Genomic DNA, 21,331 nt, shown 5'->3' on the forward strand with positions numbered 1-21,331 from the left:
ACGGAGTCGTGCGGCACCGGCTGGTTCGGCACGGAGTCGTTCGGACGAACGCTTGCCCGGCGTGGCCGACATGAAGCCGTGCGGTCGTGGAATCACCCGTTCGGCGCGGCCAGGAGGGCGGGGGCGGCCCGGGTGAGCACCGAGGTGACCCGGCCCCATGTCTCCATGTCCCGCTCGACCGGCGGGAGTTCACGGTCCTTGCCGACGCCCGCGTCCGTTCGCCAGCTGGTCGCGACGGCCACCGGGTCCTCGCCCGTCGCGGCCGAGGCGGCGAGCGCGGCCGCGCCGAGGGCGACCGGCTCGTCGGCCGTGGGCAGGATCAGGTGACGCCCGGAGAGCCGGCGGACCGTCTCCACCCAGGTGCGCCCGCGTACGCCGCCTCCGATGAGGCGCAGCGGGCGGGTGGCGGCGGTGGAGTCGTCCAGGCCGCAGGCGCGCAGGAGATCGTCGAGCGCGCGCAGGACGGTGACGGTGGCGCCTTCGTAGGCGGCGCCGAGGAGCTGCTGGGGGGTGGTGGTGTGGCGCAGGCCGGTGAGGAGGCCGGAGGCGGTGGGGAGGTCGGGGGTGCGCTCGCCGTCGAGATAGGGGAGGAGGACGGCCTCGCCGCCGGGGGCCGTGTCGTCGCGGTGCAGGCCCAGCAGGGCGGCCATCGTGTCGATGGCGAGCGTGCAGTTGAGGGTGCAGGCCAGCGGGAGGTACGTACCGTCGGCGGCGGCGAAGCCCGACAGCGCGGGGGAGACGGGTCGGGTGCGGGTGGCGGCGTAGACCGTGCCGGAGGTGCCGAGGCTGAGGACCGGGTGGTCGAGGAGACCCGCCGCGCCCAGGCCCAGGCCGACGGCGGCGGCCATGTTGTCGCCGGTGCCCGCGGCGACGGCGATGCCTTCGGGCAGGCCGAGCTCATCGGCGGTGCTGCGGCGCAGGGGGCCGACGCGGGCGCCGCCGGTGGCCGCGACCGGCGGGAGCAACGCGCCGTCCAGGCCGAGAAGTTGGAGGATCTGCGGGTCGTAGGTCCCGGTCGCGGTCGCGTACCAGCCGGTGCCCGACGCGTCACCCGGATCGGTTGCGGCCGTGCCGGTGAGGCGCTCGGTGAGGAAATCGTGGGGGAGCCGGACGGCGGCCGCAGCCTCGGCGGTGGCGGGTTCGTTCTCGTACAGCCAGCGCCACTTGGCGGCGGTCAGCGCCGCGACCGGTACCGAGCCGGTGCGGGTGGCCCAGGCGGCGGGGCCGCCGAGAGCGCCGGTGAGGGCGGCGGCCTGCGGGGCCGCGCGGGTGTCGTTCCACAGGAGCGCGGGGCGCAGCGGCCGCCCGGACCGGTCGAGGACGACCAGTCCGTGCTGCTGGCCGGCGACCGCGATGCCGATGACGGCGGCGCCGGGGAGCCCGGCCTCCTTCAGGCCGGTGGCGACGGCGTCACAGAGCGCACTCCACCACTCCTCCGGGTCGCTCTCACGCGCGCCCGCGTCGCCGGTGACCCGGTGCGGGGAGCGGCCCACGGCCAGGGTGCGGCCGGTCGTGACATCGGTGACGACGGCCTTCGTGGACTGGGTGGAGCTGTCCACGCCGATGACGACCGCGTTCGACGGCATGACGACCCTCTTCCTCCGCTGCATTTTGAACGTGCTTCGAACAAATTACGGGATCAAAAGGGGGTGGGGTAGGTCCGGGCTGTTTCTCTTGTGTGTCCGGAGCCCGCATGATTAGTTAACAGGCAAAACAAATGGAGGTCCCGATGACCCAGCGCTTCACCCCCACCCCGGCCGACCGCTTCAGCTTCGGCCTCTGGACCGTCGGCTGGCAGGGCCGCGACCCCTTCGGCGACGCCACAAGGTCCCCGCGCGACCCCGTCGAGTCCATCGAGCGGCTCGCCGAGCTCGGCGCGTACGGTGTGACCTTCCACGACGACGACCTCATCCCTTTCGGCGCGACGGACAGCGAGCGCGCGTCACACGTCAAGCGGTTCCGGCAGGCCCTGGACGCCACCGGCCTGATCGTCCCGATGGCCACCACCAACCTCTTCACCCACCCCGTCTTCAAGGACGGCGGCTTCACCGCCAACGACCGGGACGTCCGCCGCTACGCGCTGCGCAAGACACTGCGCACCATCGACCTCGCCGCCGAACTGGGCGCCCGTACCTACGTCGCCTGGGGCGGCCGGGAAGGAGCCGAGTCCGGCGCCGCCAAGGACGTACGGACCGCGCTCGACCGGATGAAGGAGGCCTTCGACCTGCTGGGCCAGTACGTCACCGAGCAGGGCTACGAGCTGCGCTTCGCCATCGAGCCCAAGCCCAACGAGCCGCGCGGCGACATCCTGCTGCCCACGGTCGGCCACGCCCTCGCCTTCATCGAACGGCTGGAGCGGCCCGAGCTGTTCGGAGTGAACCCGGAGGTCGGCCACGAACAGATGGCGGGGCTGAACGTCACGCACTCGGTCGCCCAGGCCCTGTGGGCGGGCAAGCTCTTCCACATCGACCTGAACGGCCAGAGCGGCATCAAGTACGACCAGGACCTGCGGTTCGGCGCCGGGGATCTGCGCTCCGCGTTCTGGCTGGTCGACCTGCTGGAGACCGCCGGATACGAAGGGCCCCGGCACTTCGACTTCAAGCCGCCGCGGACCGAGGACTCCGGGGGAGTGTGGGCCTCGGCCGCCGGCTGCATGCGCAACTACCTGATCCTGCGGGACCGGGCGGCCGCCTTCCGCGCCGACCCGCGCGTCCATGAGGCACTGCGCGCGGCCCGCCTCGACGAACTGGCCCGTACGACCGCCCAGGACGGTCTCGCGGCGCTCCTCGCCGACCGTACGGTGTACGAGGACTTCGACGCCGACGCGGCGGCGGAGCGGGGCATGGCGTTCGAGCACCTCGACCAGCTGGCAATGGATCACCTGCTTGGCGTGGCGTAGGCCTCGTGGCCCCGATCAGGCTCCCGCCGGCTCCGTGAAGCCCACCGGGTCCGCCAGGACGTCCCGGACCACCAGCGCCGCCGCGCCCCGGGCCGCGTCCGCCGTCCGGGAGGAGGCGCGGAGACGGTCGGAGGGCGGGGCCCACAGACCCGACACGACCCGGTCGGACAGCTCGCGGCCGGCACCGGCCGCGAGCCAGGGGGTCAAGGTGCGGTAGACGCCGCCGAGGACGACCGCGTCCGGGTCGAGCAGGTTCACGGCTCCGGACAGGACCCGGCCCAGTACCGTCCCCGCCTGCTCCAGCGCGGACAGCGCGCGCGGATCACCGTCCTCGGCCCGGTGGCGCAGGGCGGCGACACCGGGGACGCCCGCGTTCTCGTCGAGGCCGGCGGACCGCAGCAGCGCCGTCTGGCCCGCGTACTGCTCCAGGCAGCCCCGCGACCCGCAGCGGCAGGCGGGGCCCTCGGGGTCCACGACCGTGTGGCCTATCTCGCCCGCGAAGCCGTGGGCGCCGCGCAGCAGTTCACCGTCCAGGACGATCGCGCCGCCGACGCCGATCTCGCCGGTCAGATAGAGGAAGCTGCGGACGCCGTCGAGGCCGCCGAACCAGAGTTCGGCCAGCGCGGCGAGGTTGGCCTCGTTTCCCGCGCTCACCGGCAGCGGCCGGTGGCCGGGGCGGAGCGCCGCGAAGGCCTGGCCGAAGTCGCCCTCCGCCGGGACCCGGCTCCAGCCCAGATTGGGCGCCTGCCGGACGACGCCCGCCGAGACGAGCCCCGGAAGGGCCAGTTCCACACCCACGGGCCGCAGCTCCTGCTCGGCTGCCGAGGCGGCGGCCCGGGCGGCGATGCGCGCGGCACGGCCGAGTACCTCGGCCGCCGGGGTGCCCCGGTTGTCGCGGTGCTCGGTCAGCCGCACCCGGTCGGTGCCGGCCAGATCGACGACGCATACGGTCACATAGTCGATGTTGATCTCGACGCCGATGCCCGCGGGGCCGGTGCGGGCGACCTTGAGCACGGTGCCGGGGCGGCCCGCCTGGCCGCTGAACGTCTTTCCGGACTCGGTGAGGAAACCGCTCTCCAGCAACTGCTCGACCAGCGACGACACGGCCGCCCGGGTCAGACCGACCCGCCCGGCGACGCCCGCGCGTGTCGCCTCGCCCTCGTCGTGCACGGCGCGCAGGACCAGGCTCAGGTTGTGGCGTCTGACGGAGTCCCGGTCGGCCTTGGGCCCGAGCGGGGTGAGGTTGCTGTTCATGTCGGCGCCGAGCCTATGCCGTCGCCGCGCGCCACCGCATCACGGGAGCAGGCGCCCGGGAAGGGGCCACCTGCTCCCCGCACGGGCGCCTTGGCCCGCGCCGGCCTCTCACCGGCCGGGTTCCGCCCCCGGCGCTCTCCTCTACGTACCGACCTTGCGCGTGTTCCAGAGGTCGAAGCCGACTGCCGCCGGCAGTGCCAGTCCCTTGATCACCCGCTGGTGGTCGGTGCCGATCGTGGCCACCGGGGGCGAGCGCGAGGCCCGGGTGGTGTGGAGGAAGTCTTGTTCGATCACGCGGGACCCTACGCCCGCAGGGGCGTCCAGGGCTTCCGCCCGCTGGATCGTTCGCGTACGTCCATCGCACGGCGAACAAGCCTGTGAATACCCCGTGTTCGCCATGCCGGCTGGTGCTTCCGGGCATCGGCCAAGGACTCCCGGCGACACCGTTCGGCGGCTGAGACGCCGCCGCTCCTGCTCCTGCCCCGCCCCGAGCCCGGCTCAGGCGCTCTTGCGGGCCACGACCAGACGGCAGCGCGGGCTGCCGTCCGGCCGCGTGCCGAGGTCGGGCAGGGGCAGCAGGCGCACGTCGAAACCCGCCCCGGTGAGCCCCGCGCGCACCTTCGAGAGGCGGAACGTGCGGTAGTACATGACGAAACGCGGCCGCCACAGCGCGTTGCGCACCCGCATCGCCACGTCGAAGCCGAGGAGTTCCCAGTACGGCAGCGAGCCGACCGGCGGGGGCGCGGGCAGCGGGAAGGCGAACACACCGCCGGGGCGCAGCGCCGCGTACACCTGGGCGAACAGGCCGGGCTGCTCCTCGGGCAGGAAATGGCCGAACGCGCCGAAGCTCACGGCCAGATCGAAGACCGGACCGAAGGGCAGCGCCCGTGCGTCCGCCTGGACCCAGGTGGCCTCGGGGACCGCGGTGCGGGCGCGAGCCAGCATGCCCGCGCTGAAGTCGACGCCCGTGATTCGCCCGTCGCACACCCGTCGCAGCATCCCGACGCCGGCACCGGTGCCGCAGCAGACGTCGAGTCCGCTGCCGAACGGGCCGAGCGGGCGAAGCCCGTTCTCCACCGCGTCCAGGACACGGTCCGGCGTGCGGAACGGAGTCTCGTCGAACTTCGGGGCGAGCAGGTCGTAACCGCGCTCGATCGACGACAGCGCCTGGACGGCGAGCTCGCGGACGGTGGGGCCCTGTGGGGTGAACATCGGTGTCAGCGTAACCGGGCAAGGGGAGAGTCGGCCGCAGCGGCGGACCCGGCGCCGGCCGCGGCCGGCGCGGTGGCCCCGCCGGACCGCAGGCAGCGGGTCACCGGCGGACGGCCGGCAGTACCGCCCTCGGCCATGGCCCGGGGGACGGCCGCGCCCGCCACTCGCGTGGATAGCCGACCGACACCTCCTCGAAGCGCACCCCGTCGTGCCATGTCGTACGGGGGATGTGCAGGTGCCCGTACACCATCACCTCGACGGGGAACCGGCGGTGCCAGTCCGCCGTCAGCTCGGTGCCGCACCACTGTGCGAACTCGGGATGACGCAGGACGCGCGTCGGCTCCCGCACCAGCGGATAGTGGTTGACCAGGACCAGACGCTCCTCGGGCCCCAACTCCAGGGCGACGAGACGCTGTTCGGTCGAGGCCACCCTGGCGCGGCACCAGTCGTCGCGGGTCGGCAGCGGGTCCGGGTGGAGCAGGTACTCGTCGGTGCAGACGATGCCGTTGGTGTGCGCCAGGGCCAGCGCCTCCTCCTTCGTCGCCGTACCGTCCGGGCGGAAGGAGTAGTCGTAGAGGAGGAACAGCGGAGCCACCGTGACCGGCGGGCCGTCCGGGCGCTCCCACACCGGGTAGGGGTCCTCCGGTGTGACCACCCCGAGACCACGGCACAGCTCCACCAGGTGGCGGTAGCGCTCCTCGCCGCGCAGGGTCACCGGGTCGCTCGGGTGCGTCCACAGCTCATGGTTGCCGGGCGCCCAGACCACCGTGGCGAACCGGGAGGCGAGTGTGCGCAGAGCCCATTCGATGTCCTCCATGAGCTCACCGACATCGCCGGCGACCAGCAGCCAGTCGGTGTCGTCGGTGGGCCTCATGGACTCGACGATCCGCCGGTTGTCCGGGTGTCCGATGTGCAGGTCACTCACCGCGAGCAGGCTGCCCATGGCTGTCGTCCCCCTCCCTTGCCCGGCTCGGCTCGCGCGGAGCCGTGTGCCGTCACACTAGCGACGCCCGGTCACTCGCTGTCCCGAGCGAGGACGGGGGAGAGGGTCGAGGAGGCGTCGGGTTCGCGCGGCGGGGCTCAGAGTGAGCTGCGTACCGGGGGCACGGTCCAGGCCGGGGCGATGCCGGTGAGCTGGCAGGTCAGGAGATAGAGCGGGATCGGCGGGGTGTACGGCGAGGTGCCGTCGGGCCGGTGGATCAGGCGGGGGCGGCGGTCCGGGACGTACGCGCCGGGGGCGTAGCAGGCGGGCAGTGGCCAGATCAGGTCCGCGTCGGAGCCCGCCGGGACGATCCACCACCACCAGTCGCTGTCCGCGTAGACGCAGCCGTTGGCGGGCAGCCGGGAGAGCACCCGGAAACCGTGCCGCGCGGGCACGCCGACCGCGTCGGCCCCGAGCGAGGCCCTCAGGCCAGAGGGCAGCGCAAGGCGGACTTCGCCCAGGTCGGAGGCGTGATCGAGGGCCCGTCCGGACGGTCGGTCGGGAGTCTCGTGCATGCGCCGGGCCCGGGGCGACAGCAGGGTCGCCATGGACCTCAGCACGGCTCCTCCAGCCCGTGGGCCAGCTCGGCCCATACGGTGCGGCCCGCCCCGTGGCCGGTGTGGTGCGCTCCCCAGGCGCTGCACAGCGCGTCCACGAGCAGCAGCCCGCGGCCCCGCTCCTCCTCGCCGCCGAGGCGCAGATGCGGACCGGCCGGGCCGCCCTCGTCCCGTACCGCTATACGCAACTGCTCGGCTCCGGAAAGGAGTTCGCAGACGACGCGCCGACTGGCGGTGTGCATCACGGCGTTGGTGAAGAGTTCGGAGACGACCAGGGTGACGGTGTCGCGGACGTCCTCGACAACTCCCCAGAGGGTGACCCGCTCATGGGCGAGGTGCCGGGCCCGGGCGACCGCGTCGGCGCGGGCGGGCAGATCGAAGGCGAAGTGCCGGCGGCGGTGGTGCTCGATGCGCCCGGCGAAGTCCCGCGTGTCGGTATTCCGGTCGGTGGCCCGGTCGTCGCCGTCCTGCGCCCGAGCGTCCATGAGCCAGGGTGTGAGGGCATTACCAGAAGCCACGACCGATTCCTAACAGTGGGGAAGCAGTGCCGTACGTCGCGTCGCCTCTCGTGTGACAGTGCGCGGCAGCCGCGTGTACTGGTTCACCGGAACACTTTCCTCCCGTCACGGACACTTGGCAAGTGGCACTGTGAAAATTGCAGAGTGCGGTGTCCTCAGTGGCCCGCGCATGGCAGACTCCGTCGAGGACAACAAGAACAGGGCGTCGGGGAGGTCTGGAGTGAGTGAGCCGCGGTCCGCCCCCACCGTGGGACAGGTCGTCCTAGGCAAACGTTTGCAGGACCTGCGGGAACGGGCCGGCCTGAGGCGGGAAGAGGCCGCGAAGGTCCTCCGGGTGGCCCCGGCCACCATCCGCCGCATGGAGACCGCGGAAGTCGCGCTGAAGATTCCCTACGTCCAGCTCCTCCTCAAGGCGTACGGCGTCGCGGAGGAGGAGGCCGACGGCTTCGTCGCCCTCGCGGAGGACGCCAACCGGCCCGGCTGGTGGCAGCGCTTTCACGACGTCCTGCCGGGCTGGTTCTCCATGTACGTCAGCCTGGAGGGGGCCGCGAGCCTCATCCGGGCGTACGAACCGCACTTCGTTCCCGGTCTCCTGCAGACCGAGGACTACGCGCGCGCCATCCTGCGCAGCGGTGCCGTCGGCGACAGCCGGGCCGAGGACGTCGAGCGGCACGTCGCGCTGCGCATGGAACGGCAGTCCCTGCTGACCAGGGACGACGCGCCCAAGCTCTGGGTCATCATGGACGAGACGGTGCTGCGCCGCCCGGTCGGCCGCGGCCCCGACGTCATGCGCGGACAGCTCGACCGCCTGATCGAGGCGGCCGAGCTGCCCCATGTCACGCTGCAGATCGCGGAGTTCGCCACGGGACACCATCCCGGCACCTACGGACCGTTCGTTCTCTTCCGCTTCGCCATGCCCGAACTCCCGGACATGGTCTACAGCGAATACCTCACCGGCGCCGTCTACCTCGACGCGCGCCCCGAGGTCGCCTCCCACCTCGAGGTGATGGACCGGATGGCGGCCCAGGCCGCGACTGCACAACGCACGAAGGAGATCCTCAGGGGTCTCCGCGAGGAGCTGTGAATGGATCGCATATACAACGGCATGCCGGCCGCGGAGCTCGGTGCCGAGGGCTGGCACAAGCCGTGGAGCGGCGGCAACGGCGGCACCTGCGTCGAGGCCATGAAGCTGGCCGACGGCAGAGTCGCCGTGCGGCAGTCGGCCGACCCCGACGGCCCCGCGCTGATCTACACGCACGGCGAGATCGCGGCGTTCATCCAGGGGGCCAAATCCGGACAGGCGGACTTCCTGCTCACCTGACCCTTCCCCTGGGTACCCGCCGTCACGTACGCATCTACATGTAACAGCAGTCCCTTCCGCAGACCCTGGAGTGTGAGATGACCGGGCAGGACCCAGCCGTACGGATCGACACCAGCAAGCCGCACCCGGCGCGGATGTACGACTGGTTCCTCGGCGGCAAGGACAACTACCCGGTCGACGAGGAGATGGCCCGTCAGCTGCTGACCCTGGACGCCCGGGGCCGCGACATGGCGCGGGTCAACCGGGCGTTCATGCACCGGGCCATTCGCTGGCTCGGCGCCAACGGCGTGCGCCAGTACCTCGACATCGGCACGGGCATCCCGACCGAGCCGAACCTTCACCAGATAGCCCAGCAGGTCGCACCCGAGTCGCGGATCGTCTACTGCGACAACGACCCGATCGTGCTGGCACACGCCGCCGCGCTGCTGCGGTCCACGCCCGAGGGTGCCACCGAGTACATCCAGGCGGACGCCCGGGACCCCGAGGCGATCCTGGAGAGGGCCGGAAAGGTCCTTGACTTCAGTAAGCCGATCGCCCTGTCCATGCTCGCCCTGCTGCACTTCGTGAGCGACGAGGACGGCGCGTACGAACTGGTCGGCCGGCTGGTGGAGCAGCTTCCTTCGGGGAGTTACCTCGTACTGTCCCATGTCACAGGTGACTTCGACCCTGAGAACGCGGAGAAGGCCGCCGCGATGTACCGGGCGCGCGGGCTCACCCTGCGGCCCCGGTCCCGTGACGAGCTCGCCCGTTTCTTCGACGGCCTGGAGCTCGCCGAGCCGGGAGTCTCCCTGACGGCCGAGTGGCATCCTGAGCTCGGCGAGCCCGTACCGGTCGCCGGCGACGAGCCGATCCCGGGCTGGGCCGGAGTGGCCCGCAAGCCCTGACGCCGGCGTTACGCCCGCCCGGCGTTCGCTCCACGGCCCGGACTCCACGGCCCGGCTCTAGGGCCTGCTCAGATAGGCCAGTTGGGGGTGTTCGCCGAGGTATCCGTCGAGGAGGCGGCGGGCCACCGACACCGAGTCGACGAGCGGATGCAGCGCGAACGCCTTCACCGCCGTCGCCCGCGATCCGCTCTCGGCCGCCGCGAGGACCTCACGCTCGACCGCCTTGACCGAGGTCACCAGGCCCACCGCGTGGTAGGGGAGCGGGGCGACCGAGACGGGGTGGGCGCCGCCCGCGTCCACGAAGCACGGCACCTCGATGACCGCCTCCGCGTCGAGGACCGAAAGCGTCGTCCCATTGCGGACGTTGAGGATGAGAGTGGCGCGCTCATTGCGGGCGATGGCCCGCATCAGGGCCAGGGCGACCTTCTCGTACCCGCCCGACTCCAGATCCTCCTCGTCCCGCTCCCCGACCCCGGACGCCTCCCGGTTGGCCGCCATGTAGGTCGCCTCGCGGTCGGCGAGCGTCCGGTGCCAGGTGTCGAGAGCGGGTGTGCCGGGGCGGGCCATCTCGCTGTAGAAACCCGCCTGTTGGTCGCGCAGGTAGGTGCCGCGGGTCTTCTCGGCGTGCTGGTAGGCGGTCACCGCCTCGCGGTTGAAGTAGTAGTAGTGCAGGTACTCGTTGGGGATCGCGCCCAGCGAGCGCAGCCACTGGGGGCCGAAGAGCTTGCCCTCCTCGAACGAGCCGAGCGCCTCCGGGTCCGCGAGCAGTCGTGGCAGCTCGTCCCGGCCCGCGATCCGCAGACCGCGCAGCCAGCCGAGGTGGTTCAGGCCGACGTAGTCGATCCAGGCCTCGTCCGGGTTCGCGCCGAGGACCCGGACGACCCGCCGGCCGAGGCCGACCGGCGAGTCGCAGATGCCGATGACCCGGTCGCCCAGGATCCGGGACATGGCCTCGGTGACCATCCCGGCCGGATTGGTGAAGTTGATGACCCAGGCGTCGGGCGCGAGCTCGGCGACGCGCCGGGCGATCCGTACCGCGACCGGCACGGTCCGCAGCCCGTACGCGATCCCGCCCGCGCCCACCGTCTCCTGCCCGAGCACCCCCTCGGCCAGCGCCACCCGCTCGTCGGCCGCCCGCCCCTCCAGCCCGCCGACGCGGATCGCCGAGAACACGAAGTCCGCCCCGCGCAGCGCCTCGTCGAGATCGGTGGTCGCCGACACCTCGGGCGCGTCCGGCACCCCCTCCGCCTGCTCGCTCAGCACCTTGGCGATCGCCCCGAGCCGGCCCGCGTCCAGATCGTGCAAGGTCACATGGGTGACCCGGCCCTCCCGGTGATCGCCGAGCAGCGCTCCGTACACCAGCGGCACCCGGAATCCACCGCCGCCGAGAATCGTCAGCCTCATGCACGTAACGCTACTCGGCGGGGCGTCCGCCCGGACGGGAGCGGATCAGCCCAGGTCGAGCGCGTTGCGCAGACCGAGGCGGTAACGCAGACGGTCATGGCGCTTCAGGGACTCCAGAGCGGGGGCGCGGAAGAGGGGCTGGACCGTGCAGCGCGGGGCGTTGGAGCCGGTGCGGTCGAGGAGGGTGTTGACCGCCTGGCGGGCCGAGGCGTTCGCCCCCTCCATCGTCGCCAGGTCGATGTCGACGGAGACGTAGTCGCCGGCGAGATAGAAGTTGGGGATCGTCGTGGCGGCCTGCGGCCGGTTGTGGAGGGTGCCGACCGGGTGGATGAGGAGCTGGTCCTCGTTGGTCGGGTTCGGCGTGCCGATGCCGTCCACTCCCGGGTCGAGGAACCAGGAGTGCAGGGTGCTGTCCTTCAGGACCGTACGGCCGGTGTCGTTGAACGCGGCCTTCAGTTGCGCCCACACCTCCCGGGCGACCTCGGTGCGGGTGCACTGCTTGGCCGTCTTGCCGTAGAGCATCCCGGGCCTGTCCCATTCGGAGATGTCCACCGAGAGGCAGTCCACGGCGACACCGTCGCCGTAGTCGGAGGCGAAGGATCGGGAGGGCCAGTGCCGGGCCTGCTGAATCGCCGTCAGTGACCATGGCGAGTCGATGCAGTTGGCGTGCCCGGCGAGCAGAGGCGCGGGCTCGGTCAGATAGAACTGGATGCCCGTCATCCAGTCCGTCTCCAGCTTGTCGCAGCGGGCCAGCTGCGGGTCGGCCGCGCGTAGACCGGCGCCCCACGTTCGCCGGGCGTGCTCCACCGGCATCGCGGAGATGTAGTGGTCGGCGGTGACCTCTCGCCGTACGCCCTGCGGGTCCTCGATCACGGCCGCGCTGATCCGTCCGGAGCCGTACGCCATCTCCCGTACCGTCCAGCCGACGCGGAACTCGACGCCCAGTGACTTCAGATGGGCCACCCAGGGGTCGATCCAGGCCTCATTGGTCGGCAGATTGAGAATCCGGTCGAGCGGTCCGTCGGCGCCGCGGCCGAGGGCGTTGAAGGCGAAGGCCTCCAGGAGGGTGGCCACGGTGCGCGTGCTGGCCTCCTCGGCCTTGGTGGCCACGATGTTCCGGGTGAGCCCGATGGCCAGGACGCGCTGGTAGTCGTAGCTCATCCGCTCGGCGCGGATGAAGTCCCACCAGGGCATGCGCTCCCAGGTGTCGTCCCGCCGTTCGTCGCAGCTGGTGAGGAAGACGAGGCCGCGGTTGACGAAGTAGGCGGTCTCGTGGGGAGGGATGCCGAGGGCGGTGTCCAGGAGAGCGGTCAGGGCCCGGCGGATCTTGTCGAGCGTGAGGTCGGCCGGCTTGTGTCCGGGCCAGGGCAACGGAATCCGCAGATCCTCGCGGCCGGTGCGGGCGAACGACATCTCGGCCGGCGCCACCAGGTTGTCCCACACCCCATTGGCATTGCCCGGGAAGGGAATGCGCCGCATCGTGTCGGGGAGGTTGTGATAGATGCCCGGGATGAAGCGGAAGCCGTGCTCGGCCGGGAGCGGTCTGCGGCCGCCCTTGGCACTGTCGGGCACGTCCATACTGCGCGCCTTGCCGCCGAGTGCACGACGTTCGTACACGGTGACGTCGTACCCGCGCTCCGCGAGCTCATGGGCGGCGGTCAGTCCGGCCACCCCGCCCCCGAGCACGGCGACCGACGGCATCCGCGCCGGCTCGGCCGCGACGGCCGGCGAAGCGGCTCCCACGGTGACCGCCCCGGAGGCGATCGCGCCGGTGACGGCGGCGGCGCTTGTGACGAAGGTGCGTCGCGTACTGCCTGTACGGTCCATGCCCCAACCCCTTTACCGGCGGTAACTCTCCCATCCGGCGCAGGAATATACGGGCGTCCCCCCTACCCCGGAAGACGAGCGCGGGCCCCAATCGCACATTGGCGCGATCGAGCGATGGCGCGATCCAGTGGCTGACGGCTGACGGCTGACGGCTGACGGGTTCCTGTCCAGCGCCCAGCGTCCAGCGCCCCGCCCGTCCTTCCCGCAGCTCGCGCGGGACAATGGCCCCATGGCCCGTCGCATCAAACGCCCCGCCCCTCCCCGGAGCCCCGCCGTCACCGCCGGATCGGACTGCCCCTGCGGGCTGCCCGGTACGTACGGCGCGTGCTGTGGGCGCCTTCATTCCGGGGAGGCCGCCGCACCCACGGCCGAACTGCTGATGCGGTCGCGCTACAGCGCCTTCGTCGTCCGGGACGAGGCGTATCTGCTGCGCACCTGGGCCCCGGCCACCCGGCCCGGCGACGTCGACTTCGATCCGGCCATGCGCTGGACCGGGCTGGAGATCGAGGAGGCGACGGACGGCAGTGCCTTCCACCGGACCGGTACGGTCACCTTCGTCGCCCGCTACAGCCACGGCGGTGTGCCGGGGGCACTCCATGAGCGCAGCAGGTTCGAGCGGCACGACGGTGCCTGGGTGTACGTGGACGGTACGTTCATCGAGCCGTGACGCCCGCGGCCTCGCGGCGCGCTGTGCTAGCGGCTCGGCCGGACCGTCAGCAGCGGGTGATGGGCTGCCAGTACCTTGTTCGCCCGGGCCAGGACGGAGAGGGCCTGCTCACGGTCCGCCTGGTCCTCCGCGCACAGCGGCCCCCGGAACCGGTGGACCTCCCGCGCGGCGCACTCCGCGTCGACCTCGGCCTGCAGGACGGACAGCGGCATGCAGGAACCGATCAGCGCGGCCACGCTGTCGGGGATCGGTACGGGAACGAGGGAGGAGGCGTACACGTGGATTCCTTGTCTGGCGGTGGGCGTCATCTACATACCTACCGGACGCGCTTCCGTGTTCCTCGACAGGGATGTCTCCGCGCCGCAACCGTGCATGATGATCGTCCGGGCGCCGGGCTTCGGCCGCGCCCGGGCCGCCGAAGGGGATCAAGAACGGTCCGTCACATTCCCGCAGGTGCGGGACGCGTGGCGCGATCTTCGCGGTCGACGGGTCCTCGGGATCGCTCGGACATTCGCCGAACACCCTGTCGGGATCGCGCTTTTCGGCGACTCTCACCCGACCGCCGAATGTGAAGCATCTCACCTCCAGGCCGACCGGTTCGGGGGAGTGCGCCCCCTCCGTGCGCCCCCTTCACGCGGCTCGGCGAGCCGCTCGCTCCGGCGCGCTCGCCCGCACCTCGCGATCCCTGGAGCCCCGGCGTCCCGGATGGGCCGGGCCCGGGACGCGTCAGGACCCGGGCGGGGTCAGAACCTGCGCGAGGTCGTACGAAACCGGCTCCTCCAGCTGGTCGTAGCCGCAGCTCTCCGGCTCCCGGTCCTCGCGCCACCGGCGGAACTGCGCGGTGTGCCGGAAGCGGTCGCCCTCCATGTGGTCGTAGGCGACCTCGCACACCCGCTCCGGTCGCAGCGCCACCCATGAGAGGTCCTTCTTGCCGGTCCAGCGGCTCGTGGCCCCGGGCAGCCGGTCGCTCTCATGGGCGACCTCGTCCGCCCAGGCCGCCCAGGGGTGGCCGTCCGGCGGATCCATCCGCAGCGGCTCCAGCTCCGCCACCAGCTCCTCGCGGCGCTTGGCGGTGAAGGCGGCGCACACGCCGACATGCTGGAGCCGTCCCTGGCCGTCGTACAGACCGAGGAGGAGCGAGCCGACGACCGGGCCGCTCTTGTGGAAGCGGTAGCCGGCGACCACGACGTCGGCCGTCCGCTCGTGCTTGATCTTGAACATCAACCGGGCGTCGGGCCGGTAGGGAAGATCGAGCGGCTTGGCGATCACTCCGTCGAGGCCGGCTCCCTCGTACTGCTCGAACCACTGGCCGGCCAGCTCGGCATCGGTGGTCGCCGGAGCCAGATGGACCGGCGGGTCGACCCCCTCGAGCGCCTCGACGAGAGCGGCCCGCCGCTCGGTCAACGGCGTGTCCAGCAATGACATGTCACCGAGCGCCAGAAGATCGAAGGCGATGAAGCTCGCCGGTGTCCGTTCGGACAGCATGGTCACACGTGACGCCGCAGGGTGAATGCGCTCGGTCAGCCGGTCGAAGTCCAGCCGCCCCGCGTACGCGATCACGATCTCCCCGTCCACCACGCACCGGTCCGGCAGCCGCTCCAGCAGCGCGGCGGCCAGCTCGGGGAAGTAGCGGGTCAGCGGCTTGCCCGTCCGGCTGCCGATCACCAGCTCCGGCCCGTCCCGGTGGACGATCGCGCGAAAACCGTCCCACTTGGCCTCGTACTGCATCCCGGGCGGGATCTTCTTCACGGCCTTGGCCAGCATCGGCTTCACAGGCGGCATCACCGGCAGATCCATATGCCGATTGTCTGGTATGCGCGGAATGTCGGCGCGTCCTACGCTGACAGGCATGGCAGCCAAGGCAGCAGCGCTGGAGCTGGAGGTCGGGGACCGGACCGTACGCGTGTCCAACCCGGACAAGATCTACTTCCCCGAGGCCGGCTACACCAAGCTGGACATGGTCAGCTACTACCTGGCCGTCGGCGACGGGATCACCCGTGCCCTGCGCGACCGCCCCACCACCCTGGAGCGCTACCCCGACGGAGTGACCGGAGAGTCCTTCTTCCAGAAGCGCGCCCCCAAATACCTCCCCGAGTGGATCCCCACCGCGCACATCACCTTCCCCAGCGGCAGAACCGCCGACGAGATGTGCCCCACCGAACCCGCCGCCGTGCTGTGGGCCGCCAATCTCGGCGCCGTCACCTTCCACCCCTGGCCCGTCCGGCGCGACGACACCGACCACCCCGACGAGCTGCGCATCGACCTCGATCCGCAGCCCGGAACGGACTACGCCGACGCCGTCCGCGCCGCCCACGAACTGCGGGCGGTATTGGACGAGGCGGGGCTGCGCGGCTGGCCCAAGACCTCCGGAGGGCGCGGCCTCCATGTCTTCGTACCGATCGAGCCCCGCTGGACCTTCACCCAGGTCCGGCGCGCCGCGATCGCCTGCGGCCGGCAGCTGGAGCGCCGTATGCCGGACCGGGTGACCATCAAGTGGTGGAAGGAGGAACGCGGCGAGAAGATCTTCGTCGACTACAACCAGACCGCCCGGGACCGCACGATCGCCTCCGCCTACTCCGTCCGCCCCCACCCGCACGCGCCCGTCTCGGCCCCGCTGCGCTGGGAGGAGATCGACGACGCGGAACCGCGGGACTTCGACATCAGGACGATGCCCGAACGGTACGCCCGGGTCGGCGACGTCCACGCGGACATGGACGACCACCGCTTCAGCCTGGAGACCCTGCTGGAGGTGGCCCGCCGCGACGAGGCGGAGCACGGCCTCGGCGACCTCCCCTATCCGCCGGAGTACCCGAAGATGCCGGGGGAGCCGAAGCGGGTCCAGCCCAGCAGGGCCCGGCAGGACGACTAGACCTGTCCGGGCCCCGCGGCTGCTTGCGCGGGCTGCTTCCTCCCGCCGACTACAGCTCCTTGACGCGGATGTTGCGGTACGAGATCACATCGGTGGTGCCGTGGACCTGGAGGCCGATGTAGCCGGAGGCGTACCGCCGGCCGTCGGTGCCCGGGTCGTCCGCGCGCGCCGGGTAGAAGTCCTGCCCGCCGACGTTGTCGAACTCATTGATCAGCACACCGTTGCGGAAGACCGAGTAGTGCTGGCCCTCCACCCGGATCTCGTAGTCGTTCCAGGTGCCCTTGGGCGTCACCCCGGCACCGCCGAGGCCGACCCGGTCGAAGCCGTAGACCGAGCCCGTCTTGTACATGTCGCCGTCCGGCCGGTCCAGCACCTGGATCTCATGGCCGTACTTGATGGCGACCCACTCGGGCCGGGACTCCTCCGGGTTGTCGTGGACGTACGGGAAGCGGACGAACACACCGCTGTTGGCGTTGCCCGTGCCGGGCGCGTCGTCCCGCCACTGCAGCTTCAGCGAGAAGTCACCGTACGCGCGCTGCGGGAACCACAGCATCCCGAGACCGGCCCTGGTGGTGCCGCTCGTCATCGACCCGTCCGCGTTCAGACCGAACGAACCGCCGCCCACGTGCTGCCACTTGGCGAACGACGCGGCCGTCCCGTCGAAGAGGTCCCGGTAGCCGGACGTCTGGCCCGGCTTGCCGATGCCGGACTGCTTCGCCGCCCGGTGGATCGCCTTGTGCTCCCGGGTGTCGATGACACCGTCGGCGAGCAGCTTGTCCAGCACCGTGTCGACATGCTTGAGGAAGAGCGCGTGGGAGGTCCAGGCCTTCTCGTCCTCGATCAGTTCGTTGATGGTGCAGCGGCTGCGTGTCATCCGGTTCGGCACGCCGGTGTCGACCGTGCCGACGATCACCGTCAGCCGCTCGTCGTACTCCGGGCAGTCGGGGGCCGGAACGCCGCCGCCCTCGGCGACGGTGAAGGTGGCCTGCTCGGCCGTCGAGGTGTTGCCCGCCTTGTCGGTGGCCCGGTACAGCACCGTGTGCGTCCCGACGCGGTCGACGAGAACGGGAGCGGTGTAGGCGAGGTACGGCCCGCCGTCGAGGGAGTACTCGATCTTCTCCACTCCCGTGCCGGCGTCGGTCGCCGTGACCGTCACCTTGGCGCTGGTGATGAAAGCGCCGTCCGAGTTCCTCGAGCCTGTCACCGTCGCGGTGGCTTCCGGCGGCGTGGTGTCCTGCGCCGGCGGGGTGACGACGGTGAAGTCGACGGCCTTCTCTGCGGCCGCGTTCCCGGCCCGGTCGGTGGCCCGGTGGCGCACATGGTGGGTCCCGGACCGGTGAACCATGACCGGGGCCGTGTAGGGCTGCCAGGCCTCGGAACCGAGCGCGTACTCAATGGTGTTGACGCCCGAGCCGGTGTCGGACGCGGTGACGGTGACCGTCGCCATGTCCACGTACTGCCCCTGCTCGTTCTTCTCGCCGCTGACCGTCGCCGATGTCTCCGGCGGGGTCGTGTCGTCCGTCGGCGGGGTGACGACGGTGAAGTCGACGGCCTTCTCGGCGGCGGTGTTGCCCGCCTTGTCGGTGGCCCTGTAGCGGATCTTGTGCGTGCCGACCTCGTGGACCATCACCGGCGCCGTGTACGGCTGCCAGGCACCGGCGGCGCCCACCGCGTACTCGATCCGGTCGACGCCCGAACCGGCGTCGGTCGCCGAGACGGTGACATTGGCGTGGCCGATGTACGCGCCGTCGGCGTTCTTCTCGCCCTCCACCTTCGCCAAGGTCTCGGGCGCGGACGTGTCCTCGCCGCCGCCCGGCTCGGTGACGGTGAGGATGCCCTGCATCGAGCCGTGACCGGGGATGGTGCAGTGGTAGAAGTACCGGCCCGGGGTCAGGGTGACCTCGACCGAGTGCCGGCCGCCCTGGTCGTCGCCGGGGTTGGCGAGAATGTTGAGTTGTACGTCGTTGTTGTACTCGGGGTCCGACACGTCGAAGGTCAACGTGTGCGGCATACCGGTGGTGTTGCCGGTCGCCCTGCTGTTCTCGAAGACGATCGTCGCAGCGCCGGCCACCGCGGTGGTCGGGAACGACATATAACGGTCGATCGGATCGCCGGCGGTCCAGGTCAGGACCTGGGCCTCGGCGGCCACCGAGTCGTCCGTGCGACCGTACGCGGCGGTCGACGTCAGGCCGAGGACGAGCAGCAGCGACCCGAGCAGAGCCGTCCACAGCGTGAGGGAACGTCCTGGGGAATTCCGGGATGAACGGTGTCTCACTGTGCCGCCTTCCTCACGAGCTGATCGGCGGCCGGTGTCGGCCCGCCGCCCTTGTAGGTGATCCGCCACAGCGCGGACTTGGCGTCGGACGTGAAGAAGCCGCGCCCGTAGTCCAGGACGTACAGCGAACCGTCCGGTGCGAACTTCCAGTCCATGAGGTTGCGGATGCCGTCGGCGCCGACCGGAATGATCTTCTTGAGCGACTCCGCGTGCACCGGCAGACCACCCTTGCCGACGGTCTTCGGATCCGTCAGCACGGCGTGGCGCGGCTGGTCGCCGTCGTAGAAGTCACCGACGAACCACTTGCCGTCCCAGTACTCGGGCCACTTCACCGTGCTCGTGCTCGACCCGTCGTACCGGTACACCGGGCCGTTCATGGTCGCCTGCCCGCCGCCCTTGAGCCACGGCAGCAACAGCTTCTGCTCCTCCTGCTTGTAGCTCGGCACGCCGTTGGCATCCCGCGGGTAGTCCACGCCGCCGCCCTGCGGCGAGTACCAGATGGTGTTCGGTGTGACGGGGGGCAGATTGACCAGACCGTCGTTGTTGGGGGACTCGTTCCTGGGCTTCGCGCAGTCGTACCAGCCGAGCGGCTTGCTCGGGTCGGGCAAGTTGCGGTCACGGTAGGGCTGGTTGTTGCCCATGCAGTAAGGCCACCCGTGGTTGCCCGGCCTGGTGATGGCGGCGAACGTGTCGTACTTTGCCGGCCCCCAGGTCGTCGAGGGCGCGCCGGCGTCCGGGCCGACCCAGCCCGCGTAGAGGATGTCGGTGGTCCTGTCGACGAAGATCCGGGCGGGGTTGCGCACACCCATCACATAGATCTCGCCGCGGGTCTTGCCGCCGCCCTCGTCCTGCTCCCGGCCGGTGAAGAGATTGCCCTCGGGCAGGGTGTAGGTCCCGTCGTCCTCCGGGTGGATGCGCAGGATCTTGCCGTTGAGGTTGTTGGTGTTGCCCGCCGTGCGCCGGGCGTCCGCGAAGGAGACGCCCTTGAAGTTCGGCTCCGGGTTGTTGCCCGAGTAACCGTCGCTGAAGCGGGAGGAGTTGTTGTCACCGGTGGCGATGTAGAGGTTCTGCCGCGAATCCCACGCCATGCCGCCGCCCGCGTGGCAGCAGCTGTGGATCTGCACCGGCCACTTCAGCAGCACCTTCTCGCTCGCCAGGTCGAGGGTGTTGGTGGCGAGGTCAAGGGTGAAACGTGACACGTAGCGCTCGGCCATATGAGTGTCACGGTTGATCCGGGAGTGCGGTGTGTAGTGCAGGTACACCCAGCCGTTGGTCAGGAAGTCCGGGTCCAGCTCGATGCCCAGCAGACCCTCCTCGACCTTGACCAGCTCGTCGCCCCCGCCCTTGTTGCCGAAGACGGTCAGGGCGCCCGCGAGCTTCACGGTCTTCGTCTTCGGGTCGTAGACGTGGATCTCGCCGCGGCCCTTGCCCATGTCGGGGCTGTTCCAGTCGGTGACGACCGGCTGCGAGGAGTCGGCGCCTCCGCGCCCGATGTAGAGCACCCGCCCGTCGGGCGCGGTGACCAGGCCGTGGGGTTCGCCGATCTGGTCGTTCCTGCCCGGCTGGTTGGGCCGGGTCAGCCGCTCGCTCGTGTAGTTGGCGTTGATGGTGGCCTTGCAGTCGGCCCGGGAGATCCGGCTCGTCCAGTTCAGGGCGCCGCGCAGATGGTCGCGGAAGTCGGTCTCCGCGAAGGAGTCGACCGTACCGCCCATGCCGGTGTAGAAGGACCGGCCGCCGTCGTAGTCGCGGCACCAGGAGATGGGATGGTCCCAGCCGTTGGCGCTCGTACCGGGCTGGTACGTGCTCTCCTTCACCCGGGCCACCGTGTGCACCGAACCGGAGGGATTCACCTGCCAGTTGAGCCACTTGTCCGGTCGCTTCCAGTTCAGCGGCAGCTGCTGCGTGGCGGGGTGCCGCCGGTCGCCGACCTCGACGGTCGCGCGCTGCGCGGCCGTCGGGCCGCCGGCGGCCGGCCGGGCGCCGACGAGCCCGGTGAACCAGTCCGAGTACGGCTCCGTGCGCGCCGCGTCATGGATGCCGAGGAAGCCGCCGCCGGCCTCCATGTACGCCTCGAGACCGGCCTCCTGCTCCGGATCGAGGACGTCGCCGCCGCCGGTCAGGAACACGATCGCGTTGTAGCGGCCGAGCTTGGTCCCGCTGGTGAAGACGGAGGCGTCGTCGGTCGCCTCGGTGCGGAAGCGCTGAGCGGCCGGCCCCGACTGGCCGATGGCCTCGATCGCCGCGATTCCGGCGTCGACGGTCGGCGACTCGGCGGTGGCCGAGCCGTGGAAGACCAGTACACGTACATTCGCGCCGCCCGGCGGTGACGTGACAGACAACGTTGTCCTGACGGGATCGTGACCGCCCGGCTCCGGATAGGGCATGGCCGTGGCGGCGCTTCCGCCGAGCAAGGACGCCGTCATCGCGCCGGCGCCCAGTGCCGCTGCCATCCCACGTCGTGATCTCGACCGATGATGTGGTGCGCGGTGCATGTGGTTCACCCACCCCTCTCAGGTCACAGCAAACGACGACGAAGCTAGACCTCTTTCGGTGGCGCGCCAATAGGTACGGCAGTAACCACGCGAACTTTGTCCTGGGTGTGGATAAACCAGGGTCGTCCCGCTACGGTGTGGCTCGATCCCGGGGTCCCTCACGCCCCGTC

The 21,331-nt window shown here is 71.1% G+C and carries 19 protein-coding genes; 6 read left to right on the top strand and 13 right to left on the bottom strand.

All coding sequences use genetic code 11. The features are described 5' to 3' along the window. Positions 1-92: 92 nt before the first annotated feature. Positions 93-1,586: a xylulokinase gene (xylB, locus tag ACZ5VC_RS19585; RefSeq protein ID WP_469121265.1), complete on the bottom strand. Its 1,494-nt coding sequence runs from the start codon at positions 1,584-1,586 to the stop codon at positions 93-95. Positions 1,587-1,729: 143 nt separating this feature from the next. On the opposite strand from xylB, the gene xylA reads away from it, so the two are divergent. Beyond that, complete coding sequence (gene xylA, locus ACZ5VC_RS19590) at positions 1,730-2,899, top strand: xylose isomerase (protein ID WP_469121266.1); 1,170 nt, start codon at positions 1,730-1,732, stop codon at positions 2,897-2,899. A 15-nt stretch (positions 2,900-2,914) separates the two neighbouring features. Here the strand turns inward: xylA and ACZ5VC_RS19595 are convergent, their stop codons facing one another. The 6 genes from ACZ5VC_RS19595 to ACZ5VC_RS19620 form a co-directional block, all read right to left on the bottom strand. Continuing rightward, positions 2,915-4,153: an ROK family transcriptional regulator gene (locus ACZ5VC_RS19595; RefSeq protein WP_469121267.1), complete on the bottom strand. Its 1,239-nt coding sequence runs from the start codon at positions 4,151-4,153 to the stop codon at positions 2,915-2,917. A gap of 141 nt (positions 4,154-4,294) precedes the next feature. Next, positions 4,295-4,447 carry a hypothetical protein gene (locus tag ACZ5VC_RS19600; protein ID WP_469121268.1) on the bottom strand — a complete coding sequence of 51 codons (153 nt, stop codon included), beginning with the start codon at positions 4,445-4,447 and terminating at the stop codon, positions 4,295-4,297. A gap of 204 nt (positions 4,448-4,651) precedes the next feature. Continuing rightward, positions 4,652-5,365 carry a class I SAM-dependent methyltransferase gene (locus ACZ5VC_RS19605; RefSeq protein ID WP_469121269.1) on the bottom strand — a complete coding sequence of 238 codons (714 nt, stop codon included), beginning with the start codon at positions 5,363-5,365 and terminating at the stop codon, positions 4,652-4,654. Between the two features lie 100 nt (positions 5,366-5,465). Continuing rightward, the gene (locus ACZ5VC_RS19610; protein WP_469121270.1) at positions 5,466-6,308 is read right to left on the bottom strand and encodes a metallophosphoesterase family protein; all 843 of its coding nucleotides are present in this window, start codon (positions 6,306-6,308) and stop codon (positions 5,466-5,468) included. Between the two features lie 137 nt (positions 6,309-6,445). After that, positions 6,446-6,895, bottom strand: coding sequence for a hypothetical protein (locus ACZ5VC_RS19615; protein WP_469121271.1), 450 nt, complete (start codon positions 6,893-6,895; stop codon positions 6,446-6,448). A 5-nt stretch (positions 6,896-6,900) separates the two neighbouring features. Then, entirely contained in the window at positions 6,901-7,422 is a 522-nt protein-coding gene (locus ACZ5VC_RS19620) for an ATP-binding protein (protein ID WP_469121272.1), read from the bottom strand. A gap of 220 nt (positions 7,423-7,642) precedes the next feature. Here ACZ5VC_RS19620 and ACZ5VC_RS19625 point away from each other — a divergent pair, with 220 nt between their 5' ends. The 3 genes from ACZ5VC_RS19625 (at position 7,643) to ACZ5VC_RS19635 (ending at position 9,627) form a co-directional block, all read left to right on the top strand. Continuing rightward, positions 7,643-8,506: a helix-turn-helix domain-containing protein gene (locus ACZ5VC_RS19625; RefSeq protein ID WP_469121273.1), complete on the top strand. Its 864-nt coding sequence runs from the start codon at positions 7,643-7,645 to the stop codon at positions 8,504-8,506. Then, a complete protein-coding gene (locus tag ACZ5VC_RS19630) occupies positions 8,507-8,743 on the top strand; it encodes a DUF397 domain-containing protein (protein WP_469121274.1) in 237 nt (78 codons plus the stop codon). Positions 8,744-8,820: 77 nt separating this feature from the next. Further along, positions 8,821-9,627: an SAM-dependent methyltransferase gene (locus ACZ5VC_RS19635; RefSeq protein ID WP_469121275.1), complete on the top strand. Its 807-nt coding sequence runs from the start codon at positions 8,821-8,823 to the stop codon at positions 9,625-9,627. A gap of 57 nt (positions 9,628-9,684) precedes the next feature. Here ACZ5VC_RS19635 and ACZ5VC_RS19640 read toward each other — a convergent pair whose 3' ends face one another. Together ACZ5VC_RS19640 and ACZ5VC_RS19645 are read right to left on the bottom strand one after the other, a co-directional pair. Beyond that, positions 9,685-11,031, bottom strand: coding sequence for a 6-phospho-beta-glucosidase (locus ACZ5VC_RS19640; protein ID WP_469121276.1), 1,347 nt, complete (start codon positions 11,029-11,031; stop codon positions 9,685-9,687). 45 nt (positions 11,032-11,076) lie between these two features. Further along, positions 11,077-12,858: a hydroxysqualene dehydroxylase gene (locus ACZ5VC_RS19645; protein WP_469121277.1), complete on the bottom strand. Its 1,782-nt coding sequence runs from the start codon at positions 12,856-12,858 to the stop codon at positions 11,077-11,079. 229 nt (positions 12,859-13,087) lie between these two features. On the opposite strand from ACZ5VC_RS19645, the gene ACZ5VC_RS19650 reads away from it, so the two are divergent. Further along, positions 13,088-13,525 carry a YchJ family protein gene (locus ACZ5VC_RS19650; protein ID WP_469121278.1) on the top strand — a complete coding sequence of 146 codons (438 nt, stop codon included), beginning with the start codon at positions 13,088-13,090 and terminating at the stop codon, positions 13,523-13,525. 26 nt (positions 13,526-13,551) lie between these two features. Here ACZ5VC_RS19650 and ACZ5VC_RS19655 read toward each other — a convergent pair whose 3' ends face one another. Beyond that, the gene (locus tag ACZ5VC_RS19655) at positions 13,552-13,833 is read right to left on the bottom strand and encodes a hypothetical protein (protein ID WP_469121279.1); all 282 of its coding nucleotides are present in this window, start codon (positions 13,831-13,833) and stop codon (positions 13,552-13,554) included. 418 nt (positions 13,834-14,251) lie between these two features. Then, complete coding sequence (locus ACZ5VC_RS19660; RefSeq protein ID WP_469121280.1) at positions 14,252-15,322, bottom strand: ATP-dependent DNA ligase; 1,071 nt, start codon at positions 15,320-15,322, stop codon at positions 14,252-14,254. A gap of 52 nt (positions 15,323-15,374) precedes the next feature. On the opposite strand from ACZ5VC_RS19660, the gene ligD reads away from it, so the two are divergent. Then, the gene (ligD, locus tag ACZ5VC_RS19665; RefSeq protein ID WP_469121281.1) at positions 15,375-16,394 is read left to right on the top strand and encodes a non-homologous end-joining DNA ligase; all 1,020 of its coding nucleotides are present in this window, start codon (positions 15,375-15,377) and stop codon (positions 16,392-16,394) included. 49 nt (positions 16,395-16,443) lie between these two features. Here ligD and ACZ5VC_RS19670 read toward each other — a convergent pair whose 3' ends face one another. After that, complete coding sequence (locus ACZ5VC_RS19670; RefSeq protein WP_469121282.1) at positions 16,444-18,669, bottom strand: OmpL47-type beta-barrel domain-containing protein; 2,226 nt, start codon at positions 18,667-18,669, stop codon at positions 16,444-16,446. Further along, positions 18,666-21,161 (bottom strand): ThuA domain-containing protein, encoded by a 2,496-nt coding sequence (locus tag ACZ5VC_RS19675; RefSeq protein WP_469121283.1) that lies wholly within the window; start codon positions 21,159-21,161, stop codon positions 18,666-18,668. The genes ACZ5VC_RS19670 and ACZ5VC_RS19675 overlap by 4 nt, the downstream gene beginning before the upstream one ends. Between the last annotated feature and the right edge of the window lie 170 nt (positions 21,162-21,331).

This window comes from Streptomyces sp. NPDC033174 (assembly GCF_055577795.1).

Bases quoted from the DNA above. Each gene is read 5' to 3' on its own strand.
- ACZ5VC_RS19610 (WP_469121270.1), bottom strand. From the start codon at position 6,308: ATGGGCAGCCTGCTCGCGGTGAGTGACCTGCACATCGGACACCCGGAC.
- ACZ5VC_RS19660 (WP_469121280.1), bottom strand. From the start codon at position 15,322: ATGGATCTGCCGGTGATGCCGCCTGTGAAGCCGATGCTGGCCAAGGCC.
- ligD (WP_469121281.1), top strand. From the start codon at position 15,375: ATGGCAGCCAAGGCAGCAGCGCTGGAGCTGGAGGTCGGGGACCGGACC.
- ACZ5VC_RS19605 (WP_469121269.1), bottom strand. From the start codon at position 5,365: ATGTTCACCCCACAGGGCCCCACCGTCCGCGAGCTCGCCGTCCAGGCG.
- ACZ5VC_RS19615 (WP_469121271.1), bottom strand. From the start codon at position 6,895: ATGGCGACCCTGCTGTCGCCCCGGGCCCGGCGCATGCACGAGACTCCC.
- ACZ5VC_RS19635 (WP_469121275.1), top strand. From the start codon at position 8,821: ATGACCGGGCAGGACCCAGCCGTACGGATCGACACCAGCAAGCCGCAC.
- ACZ5VC_RS19640 (WP_469121276.1), bottom strand. From the start codon at position 11,031: ATGAGGCTGACGATTCTCGGCGGCGGTGGATTCCGGGTGCCGCTGGTG.
- ACZ5VC_RS19595 (WP_469121267.1), bottom strand. From the start codon at position 4,153: ATGAACAGCAACCTCACCCCGCTCGGGCCCAAGGCCGACCGGGACTCC.
- ACZ5VC_RS19645 (WP_469121277.1), bottom strand. From the start codon at position 12,858: ATGGACCGTACAGGCAGTACGCGACGCACCTTCGTCACAAGCGCCGCC.
- ACZ5VC_RS19650 (WP_469121278.1), top strand. From the start codon at position 13,088: ATGGCCCGTCGCATCAAACGCCCCGCCCCTCCCCGGAGCCCCGCCGTC.
- ACZ5VC_RS19675 (WP_469121283.1), bottom strand. From the start codon at position 21,161: ATGCACCGCGCACCACATCATCGGTCGAGATCACGACGTGGGATGGCA.
- ACZ5VC_RS19630 (WP_469121274.1), top strand. From the start codon at position 8,507: ATGGATCGCATATACAACGGCATGCCGGCCGCGGAGCTCGGTGCCGAG.
- ACZ5VC_RS19655 (WP_469121279.1), bottom strand. From the start codon at position 13,833: ATGACGCCCACCGCCAGACAAGGAATCCACGTGTACGCCTCCTCCCTC.
- xylB (WP_469121265.1), bottom strand. From the start codon at position 1,586: ATGCCGTCGAACGCGGTCGTCATCGGCGTGGACAGCTCCACCCAGTCC.
- xylA (WP_469121266.1), top strand. From the start codon at position 1,730: ATGACCCAGCGCTTCACCCCCACCCCGGCCGACCGCTTCAGCTTCGGC.